The organism is Pedobacter sp. (assembly GCF_045628745.1).
Classification (GTDB): Bacteria; Bacteroidota; Bacteroidia; order Sphingobacteriales; family Sphingobacteriaceae; genus Pedobacter.
In genome coordinates, this window is record NZ_JAZQPU010000189.1 from 1 (window position 1) to 4,529 (window position 4,529).

Genomic DNA, 4,529 nt, shown 5'->3' on the forward strand with positions numbered 1-4,529 from the left:
TGCTGATCGGCAATCATGATTTTCATTATTTATATGGAATTGAAGATCGATATAGCCGATACCAGCGGAGCTTTGCCCGGGAAATTTCCAGCGTACTTGAAAGTGCTTTAGATGCCATGCAAATGTGTTATGTCTACAAAGACATCGTGTTTAACCATGCTGGCATCACTCACTCCTGGAGCACCCATCACCAAATTGACCTTAAAAACCTCGAAACTAGTCTTAACCAAAAGTTTCTTCAAGATAGAGATGCCTTTGCTTTTGTACATGGTCTTGGAGACCAATCTGGGAATGATAAAAGGCAATCACCAATTTGGGTGCGGCCAGAGGCCTTGTTAAGTGATCCAATAGCTGGCTTTCACCAGGTTGTTGGCCATACCCCACAAACAAAACACTTGTTACAAAATGGAATTGCCTTTATAGATGTTCCCGGTGAAGTTTTCACCATCGAAAATGCAGATACTTTTAATTGGTTATCAAATTAACATGAAAATACTTCACACTGCCGATTGGCACCTCGGCAAAAAGCTGGAACAAAATGAACGTACAGAAGAACACCAGGATTTTCTAAACTGGTTGATCGTCAAGTTAAAAACAGAATGTATTGATGTCCTCCTCATTGCAGGTGACATCTTTGATACTGGATCCCCTTCAAATACCGCCCTGGAACAATATTATCGGTTTCTACGTCAAGTCAAAAACACCTGTTGCAGGGAGGTGATTATCATCGGTGGAAACCACGATTCTGTCAGCACGCTCGATGCACCCAAAGAATTACTCAGGTATTTCAACGTCCATGTCGTGGGTGGTGTTCCTGAGGTATTTACCGATCAGGTAATTGAAATTGCTGATAATGAAGGAAACATTGAATTGGTAGTTTGTGCAGTGCCTTTTTTAAGAGACCGTGACATCAGGCTTTCTATATCTGGTGAGACCACCGATGAAAGGCAGGAGCGCATCAGAATTGGCATTGCTCAACATTACCATAATTTTGTGGAACATATTTCAACCTTTAAATTACAAGGGATTCCTGTCATTGCTACAGGGCATCTTTTTGCCGCGGGTTCCAGCACCTCAGATAGTGAAAAAGAAATCCATGTGGGTAACCTGGCACAGGTTGCTGGCGACCAGTTCCCCGTGGAATTCGATTACATTGCTCTGGGTCATATCCATCGCCCACAGGTGGTTAACAAAATGGAGCATATCCGTTATTGCGGTTCACCTATCCCTTTAAGCTTTTCTGAGAACGATGATGCTAAACAGGTAGTTATCGTTGAATTTAAAGGTGCTGAAATGACAAGCATGAAAGTACATGAAGTACCTTGTTATAGAAAACTCATTCGCATTAAAGGAAACCTGGAACAGGTAAAAAGTAAGCTGCGGCTGCTGGAAGACCAGCAATGCAAATACCACTCATGGGTGGAGATCCAGGTTTTAACAGAGGCAAATATTGCAGATCTGGAAGAACAACTCCATCATTTTAAAGCAGACAAACCCTTTATTGAACGTTTTTTTATCCGCCAGCATAAGCTTAAACCGGCAAAAAGTCTTGAGGAAATGCCGGAGGAAGCATTTTCTTTACAAGACTTAGCTCCAAAAGCAGTATTCATCAAATGCTGTGAAGCTGAGTATGGCGAAGCAGACTTTACAGACTTGATAGAGAGTTTTGATGAAATTATGGAACAAATGAACCAAAGGGAAAATTAAAAAGACAAACGATGAAAATTTTAAGTGTCAAGTTTTTAAATATCAACTCGTTGAGAGGCGAACACGAGATTCGTTTTGATGAAGCTCCTTTTTCTGACTGCGGTTTATTTGCCATTACAGGGCCTACAGGTGCAGGAAAAACGACCATTTTAGATGCCATTACGGTAGCTTTATATGGTGAGGTGCATCGCCATGAGAAATATGTGAAAGAAATTATGTCAAGGCATACCGGGCAATGTTATGCTGAAGTTGAATTCGAGGTTAAAGAAATAGCTTATCGGTCAAAGTGGTCGGTGGCCAAGGCAAGAAATCAGCCTGATGGCATCCTCCAAAATGAAAAAATGGAACTGGCAGAACGGGCAACAGGGAAAATAATTGGCGGCCATACCACATCGCAAACTAAAAAAGCCATAGTAGAACTTTGCGGACTAGACTATAAACAGTTTTTACGGTCAGTTATTTTATCACAGGGAGACTTTACCCGGTTTCTGAAAGCCGGTGATAATGAACGGAGTGAGTTGCTTGAAAAAATTACAGATACAGGCATCTATACCGACATTTCGAAAATTGTATTCGAAAAACAAAGAACGGTAAAAGATAAACTCGAGTCCGATAAGACTAAACTGGGAGGAGTAGAGTTGCTGACTGAAGAACTTGTAATTGAGCATAATTTACGTTTGCAAACCTTAGGGGATGGATTTACTTTGATTAAAGCCAGGCACACTGCCACTTCCAATCAATTGCAGTGGCTAAAGAACCTGAATACACTAAAATACAAAAGCATGTATTTTTCAGACTCCCATGCGGAAAAGCAGGTGCTCTACAATGAAAATGCAGACCGTTTTCAGCTCCTGGAGCAACATCAGAAAGCTGTTGAATTTAGGCCTGATCTTGCTGAAATTAAAGCCACAAAAAGCCAGATCGAGACGACTACCTTCCGTATTGATCAGCTCAACAAACAATTACCAAAATTTACGGCGGAGTTGAATACAGCTAAAGTGCTTTATGAGCAGGCGAAAGAAAAGTTTAATGAAATCAGATCTAAGCAAACTCAACTGGCACCTGTGCTGGAAAAGGTGATTTTTATGGATGCGGAGATTGCCTATTTGGTGGAAAGGGAGGCTAAAGCTAAAGCTAAATTTGAGGAAACTACAGGAGATATTACTCTTTTAGATAAACAGAACAGTTTAAAAATAGTCGAAAGGCTGCAGTTACAAGAGCAAATAGAACAATTGCGCAATTGGCTGCAAGCCAATGAGCTTGACCTGGCTTTGGAAAAACAGCTGCTCGTTTTGGAACAACAGCAATTAGCGTTTCAACAGGCCACCTTATTGATGCACAATGCTGAAGAGCAGGTGATGGCTTACCTTGGTCAAAGCAATACAGAGGCTTCGGTGGTCTTAGAGTCCAACCGTAAGGTTTATCAACTAATCCTGGAACAGGAAGAAAATCAGGCATTATATAATATGCTTCTGGCTAATATAGAGGGCTTCGGCGTTCATCGCCAGGATGACTTAGAAGCAAAAATAACCCTTTTGCCAGACTTGCAGCATCATTATGAACAGCAGTATGCTTATGCGCTCAACTATGAAAAGGTCGCTATGGCAGAGCAAGGTATCGTCACTACAATTATAGAATTAAAGGCAAATATGCAGGTGCTCTCCGCAGAGATTGCTACAATGCTGGAGGAGAAAGAGCAAGCCGATTTGCATTTAAAACACCTGCAAGAGGCTGTGGAATTAGAGCAGAAGATTCTAAATTACGAACAGGCAAGGTTATCTCTTGAACCACAAAAACCTTGTCCCTTATGTGGGGCCTTAGATCATCCTTTTGTGGATCAAAATCCGGACAGGGAGCTTTCTTTGAGCACTGGTAAATACCTTTCGCCAACTGAAGAAAAAAGAAATCAACAAGAGCAAAGGCTCGTAGCAGCTCTTCAATTGCTCAGGGATAAAGAAAAGGAATATGTAAGAGTTTCAACGGAGTTAAATAATAAAGAACAGCATTTACTTTCCTTAAAGTCCGATAGGCAAGCTTTACAAAATAGATTTGACGATTTAAACCAGTTGATTCCTGAGCATTTCGTCATTAATCAACCAGCATTAATTGAAACGATGATCTCTGGAAACGCAGAGAAGATCGATAAGTTGAAGGAAGAACTCATTACATTAAAAAAACTAAAAGCCAGCATGGATACTTGCGCTAAGGCTATTAGCCTGAAAAGTGAAGCTATCCTGAAGGAAGAGGCAAAGGAAGCGCTTGTTAAACAAAAGCTGGAGAATACGAAGCTGGAACTGTCACGTGCAAAAACAGCAGTAGCGGAGGCTAATGTTACCGTCATCGGTATAACTAACCAGATCAAGACCTTATTAGCGCCTTATGGCTTGTCACTTCAGGATGAAGAACTACCAAAAGTTGTTGCTATACTCACTAAACGTTGGGAAGATTATCAGTTTTCTTTGAATGAGCTGAATAGTAAGCAAACGCAATTGGTGAAAATTGAAGCGGAATTAAAAGCCTTGGTGGATGCCATAAATGTTAAAACTACAGCTCTTCTTACTGACGACTCCAATTATAAAAAAGAAATGGAAGGCTGCGCGCAGGCCAAAAATGAGCGTTATACCTTGTTTGAAGATAAAAATCCTAAACTGATCAGGGATGAATTAGCTCAGGCTTTTCAACTCTCTGAGCAGCAATTGATAACCTATGAAGCACAGTACCAGCAAAAGCATAAAGTTAACCATGCTGCTGAATCAAAGTTAAGTGCTGCACTGCCAGAATTTCAAGGTCTAATGGGGCAATTACAAAAGCTGGAGGCAACC

The 4,529-nt window shown here is 41.0% G+C and carries 3 protein-coding genes; all 3 read left to right on the forward strand.

Translation table 11 applies throughout. The features are described 5' to 3' along the window. A partial coding sequence (locus tag ACR2F7_RS07390) for a hypothetical protein (protein WP_432712944.1) occupies positions 1-485 on the forward strand: 485 nt, incomplete at its 5' end. A gap of 1 nt (position 486) precedes the next feature. Next, the gene (locus ACR2F7_RS07395; RefSeq protein ID WP_432712945.1) at positions 487-1,707 is read left to right on the forward strand and encodes an exonuclease SbcCD subunit D C-terminal domain-containing protein; all 1,221 of its coding nucleotides are present in this window, start codon (positions 487-489) and stop codon (positions 1,705-1,707) included. Positions 1,708-1,718: 11 nt separating this feature from the next. Next, a partial coding sequence (locus ACR2F7_RS07400) for an AAA family ATPase (protein ID WP_432712946.1) occupies positions 1,719-4,529 on the forward strand: 2,811 nt, incomplete at its 3' end.

Coding starts and splice junctions, on each gene's coding strand:
- ACR2F7_RS07395 (WP_432712945.1), top strand. CDS start 487: ATGAAAATACTTCACACTGCCGATTGGCACCTCGGCAAAAAGCTGGAA.